The organism is Pedobacter sp. 10L46_2, from assembly GCF_056395165.1.
The window spans coordinates 1-4,904 of the sequence record NZ_JBFTIZ010000313.1; the positions used below are offsets into that span (position 1 = coordinate 1).

Consider the following 4,904-nt stretch of genomic DNA (forward strand, 5'->3'; position numbering starts at 1 on the left):
ATTTAGTTTGATTACGAATGTAGTTAAAATTCTCTGATTTATTTAATTATTGAAGTAGATTAGATGTCTACGCCGATAAATTTAGTTTGATTACGAATGTAGTTAAAATTCTCTGATTTATTTAATTATTGAAGTAGATTAGATGTCTACGCCGATAAGAGTTTACTTATAGAATCAGCCACATTTTTTTCTATCCTGCTTACCACATCAGCTGTCTCATTTTTCACAAACTGATCTCCCGTTATTTGTTCATAAAGCTCAATGTAACGATCAGATATAGAGTTCACAATYTCAGCAGACATCACCGGAATGGTTTGCCCATCCTTACCCTGAAATCCATTTTCTATTAGCCATTTCCTTACAAATTCCTTAGACAACTGTTTCTGTGGTTCATTCCTATCTTGTCTGTCTGCATAACCTTCTGCATAAAAATAACGAGAAGAATCTGGCGTATGAATCTCATCAATTAAATAAATATCTGAGCCAACTTTACCGAATTCATATTTAGTATCTACAAGGATAAGACCTCGCTCAGCAGCCATTTGGGTACCACGCTCGTACAATGCATAAGTATAATTTTCAAGATGGGTATAATCTGCAACAGACACGATGCCTTTGGCTAAAATATCTTCTTTAGAAATATCCTCATCATGCCCCACAGAGGCTTTAGTTGTAGGCGTTATAATTGGGTTAGGTAATTTATCATTTTCCTTTAAACCATCTGGCAAAGCTACTCCGCAAACACTGCGTTTCCCGGCGCTGTATTCTCTCCAGGCATGCCCTGCTAAATAACCTCTAATTACCATTTCCACTTTAAATGGCTCACAAATACGTCCGATGGTAACCATTTCATCAGGTACATCAATAACCCAGTTCGGAACAATGTCTTTTGTTGCACCTAAAAATTTAGCCGCTATCTGGTTCAATACTTGTCCTTTAAAAGGTATTGCCTCAGGTAAAACCACATCAAATGCAGATATCCTGTCTGTTACTACCATTGCCATAAATTGGTTGTTAATGGTATAAACATCTCTCACTTTTCCTTTGTAAAAATTTGTCTGCTTAGGGAAGCTAAAATTTGTTTCTTTAATTGCTGTCATGCTATGTGCTAAAAAGCTTTTATTGTTTATTTAAAATTACTGAATATCACCATAGGCTTTCAATATTCTTTTAACCAGTTTGTGTCTTACCACATCTTCACCTGTTAAATAAATAATATCAATACCTGGTATATCTTCAAGAATACGCAGCGCGTTATGTAAACCCGACATCTGCTTTTTCGGTAAATCTATTTGAGTTATATCGCCCGTTACAATGAATTTTGCTGATGGCCCCATACGGGTCAAAAACATTTTCAATTGTAAATCAGTGGAGTTCTGTGCCTCATCCAAAATTACAAAACAGTTATCAAGTGTCCTTCCACGCATAAAAGCAAGTGGGGCAATCTCGATAGTCCTGTTTTCAATATATAATTTAAGTTTTTCGGCAGGGATCATATCGTCCAGTGCATCATACAATGGGCGTAAATAAGGATCAACCTTTTCCTTCAAATCGCCGGGTAAAAACCCAAGATTCTCTCCTGCCTCAACAGCAGGTCTGGTTAAGATGATACGCTTGATTTCTTTGTTTTTTAATGCTCTTACTGCAAGGGCAACGGCTGTGTAAGTTTTTCCGGTCCCGGCAGGTCCGATAGCAAAGAGCACATCATTTTTATTAATACTCTCAACCATCTTCCGCTGATTGGCGGTCCTGGCTTTCACCATTAAACCATTGGTACCAAACACAATGACTTCTCCACCTCCCCCGTTGCTGGTTTTTTCAGCAGCGGGCTCGTCGGCCGACTGTATTTTCTTTGAAACCAAAATAGATTCTACATCATTCGCAGTTAAAGAGCTATACTTCTCTAACTGACTAATCAGTTGACCATACTTCTTTTCAAAAACCTTAAGTTCCTGTTCGTCACCTAATACCTTTACTTCGTTTCCTCTTGCCACAATCTTTAATTTTGGAAAAGCACTTTTAACCAGCTCATAATGCTCGTTATTAGCACCCCAAAATTGTACCGGATCTACCGATTCTAATGTTAATTTTAGTTCGTTCAAAATATTGTTTTTTAGATTGGAGTGTATATTTTGATTTAAAAGTTGAATATTTGTACGCGTTTTACCACCTACGCAAGATTAAGAATAAATATTCAATTTTTAATGGCCATTATTACTTTAACAACAGATTTAGGTTCTAAAGATTTCTATCAGGCTGCCCTTAAGGGTAGTATCCTGAGTATCCTGCCTACAGCTAACATTGTTGACGTAACTCATGAAGTGCCATCTTTTAATATTTCCCACGCTGCATTCGTTTTAAAGAACGTATACCCTTACTTCCCCAAGGGCACGGTTCACCTTATTGGTATTGATTCTGTATTTAGCGAAAACACAAAATATATTGCACTAAGACATAAAGATCATTTCTTTGTAGGTGCCGATAACGGAATTTTCTCATTACTTTTTAACGAGAAGCCCGAAGAGATTGTGGAGTTAAATATTATGCAGGACCTCAAATATCTTCACTTTCCCCTGGTTGATATTTTTGTTAAAGCTGCAACGCAGCTTGCCAAAGGTGCGAAGCTTAGGGACATCGGTGTACCAACAGAAAGTATTGAAGAAAGAATGTTGTTAAATCCGGTTATTGAACGCGACATCATTAGGGGCAGCGTAATCTATATTGACACCTTCTGCAATGTTATAACCAACATCACAAAAGATCTTTTTACAAAAATTCAGCGTAACCGCGACTTCACCTTGTATTTCAGAAAAAGTGAAACCATTACGCAGTTGAGCTGGCATTATAATGAAGTGCCTGAAGGTGAAAAATTGTGCCTGTTTGGAATCAGTAACCATCTTGAAATTGCCATTAACAAAGGAAAGGCCAGCGGATTATTAGGTTTACACCTTAACGACATTATCAGAATCGAATTTCATCCTTAAAAATGCATTTCCCATCAGGCATGGAGTTTGCTTGTCCCTTAAAAACATTTAAACATGATCAAAAACGTATTGTTTATTATTTTCTTTATTAACACATCATTACAAGCCGCAACATTTCAGACGGATACAAGTGCTTATCAAACACAAAGACTAAAAGTAAATGCGCTCCTTAAAGAAAGAAGTGCCAAATTTGGCCAGTACGATCAAAGCTTGGATACCAAAACAGGAATATTTGGCCTGCAAACTAAAGGTGATATAAAAAATTCAAATGAAATACTGCGTCAGATAGTTTTAAATGACAACAATGTCTTTAAAGAGCTTAAAATACTCATGGACTACAAAGATGAAGAAGTTAAGCGTGTTAAAAATGAAGCCAGCAGTACCAACGATAGAATCGAGAACTACAAAACATCAATAAAAAAGCTACAAGATCAGAACCTGCAGCTAAAAAAAGATTTTGCTGCTGCAAATAAAGAAAAACAAATCACGAATTATATAGTTATGTTTCTGGCGCTTACTTTATTTGTAGCGTGTTATTTATTCTACAAAAAACTTAAAAAAGCATGATGAAAAAAGTCTTTAAAATTCTTGTAAAAATAAATAAAGCAATTTTGCCAAGTCTGTATAAAAAAGACCCGTTAAAACTAACTACGTTTCAAAAGGCAATATTAGGCTATAAGTACTGGGTTTTAACCCAGTCGCTTAATTAAAGTAATTGGTTAATAGCCCTACCAGAAATTTCGGTTCAACCCAGGTTGATTTTGGAGGCATTACCCCATTCACATCTGCCACCGAAATGACCTGATCTATCGAGACAGGAAACAAGGTAAAAGCCAACACATAAAGGCCATTATCAACCTTAAGCTGGAGTTCAGAAATGGCAGTTCCCCCACCCTCAAAAGTAATTCGGGCATCAGTCCTGGGATCTTTTATATTTAATATAGGGGCAAGAATATGATTCTGTAGAATACTCACATCAAGCGCATTAACAGGGTCATTTTCATCATAGATTTCTTTCTTTGGCTCAAGCACATACCATTTTTCATCAAAATACATCCCAATCTTATGTAATTGATTCGGTTTAACAACATCTGGCGACTCCTGTACTAAAAACGACTGTTTTAACAACCCAATCAATAATTGAGGCTCCAGGTCACCAAGATCTCTAACCAGTCTGTTAAATTCCAGTATTTTAACCTCTCTGGTATTCATATAAACTGAGGTAAAATAGTTATACCCTTCAGTTCCGGTATGACGTTCTTTATTTAAAGCTTGCTTATGCAAACCCATCTTTGCCATTGATGCTGCTCTATGGTGGCCATCAGCAATGTATACAAAGGGAATATCATAAAAGGCAGTAACCAGGTCATTCAGATCCGGATTATCAGTAACAGCCCATACCTGATGTGTCGTACCATCCGCAAATGTAAAATCAAGGTCAGCTTTAAGCCCGGTGTATTTGTCTGTAATGGAATCAATAATCTGATCAGGGTGGTAGGTAATTAATACAGGGTTAGCATCTAGTCCGGTTTGCTGCAGATAATCTGCCAGAAGCCTCTCCCTGCGCTCTACGGTCGACTCATGCTTCTTTATCCTCCCCTCCAAATAATCTTTAATATGAGTAAGTGTCCAAATGCCTGTTTGCACCAGATCATTGTGTTTTACTCGGTAAATGTAAATAGCAGGTTTATCCTGCTTAATAAGAAATTGATGTTCAAGGAACCCTTCAAGATTCTCACTGATCTTTTTATAAACCAGCTCCTCCCTTGTTCCCCTTAGATATGGATTATCGAGTTCAGGATTAATCAGATGAAGAAAAGTACACCTGTTTTCTGAAGCAATTAGCCTTGCCTGACCCGTGCTATAATTCTCAAGCGGCCTGGTTACAACCAGCGATTGCAAATCCACTGCAGGTTTAAG

5 protein-coding genes are annotated in these 4,904 nt (G+C 37.2%); 2 read left to right on the forward strand and 3 right to left on the reverse strand.

Annotation, left to right across the window (positions count from 1 at the left end; translation table 11 throughout):
• Positions 1 to 146: 146 nt before the first annotated feature.
• The gene (locus tag AC1DDX_RS23445) at positions 147 to 1,100 is read right to left on the reverse strand and encodes a phosphoribosylaminoimidazolesuccinocarboxamide synthase (protein ID WP_172663338.1); all 954 of its coding nucleotides are present in this window, start codon (positions 1,098 to 1,100) and stop codon (positions 147 to 149) included.
• A gap of 36 nt (positions 1,101 to 1,136) precedes the next feature.
• Positions 1,137 to 2,102: a PhoH family protein gene (locus AC1DDX_RS23450; protein ID WP_172663339.1), complete on the reverse strand. Its 966-nt coding sequence runs from the start codon at positions 2,100 to 2,102 to the stop codon at positions 1,137 to 1,139.
• A 102-nt stretch (positions 2,103 to 2,204) separates the two neighbouring features.
• Here AC1DDX_RS23450 and AC1DDX_RS23455 point away from each other — a divergent pair, with 102 nt between their 5' ends.
• A complete protein-coding gene (locus tag AC1DDX_RS23455; RefSeq protein WP_172663340.1) occupies positions 2,205 to 2,984 on the forward strand; it encodes an SAM hydrolase/SAM-dependent halogenase family protein in 780 nt (259 codons plus the stop codon).
• 54 nt (positions 2,985 to 3,038) lie between these two features.
• Positions 3,039 to 3,551, forward strand: coding sequence for a hypothetical protein (locus tag AC1DDX_RS23460; RefSeq protein ID WP_172663341.1), 513 nt, complete (start codon positions 3,039 to 3,041; stop codon positions 3,549 to 3,551).
• A 135-nt stretch (positions 3,552 to 3,686) separates the two neighbouring features.
• Here the strand turns inward: AC1DDX_RS23460 and AC1DDX_RS23465 are convergent.
• A partial coding sequence (locus AC1DDX_RS23465) for a DUF1015 domain-containing protein (protein ID WP_477622686.1) occupies positions 3,687 to 4,904 on the reverse strand: 1,218 nt, incomplete at its 5' end.

Coding starts and splice junctions, on each gene's coding strand:
- AC1DDX_RS23460 (WP_172663341.1), top strand. CDS start 3,039: ATGATCAAAAACGTATTGTTTATTATTTTCTTTATTAACACATCATTA.
- AC1DDX_RS23455 (WP_172663340.1), top strand. CDS start 2,205: ATGGCCATTATTACTTTAACAACAGATTTAGGTTCTAAAGATTTCTAT.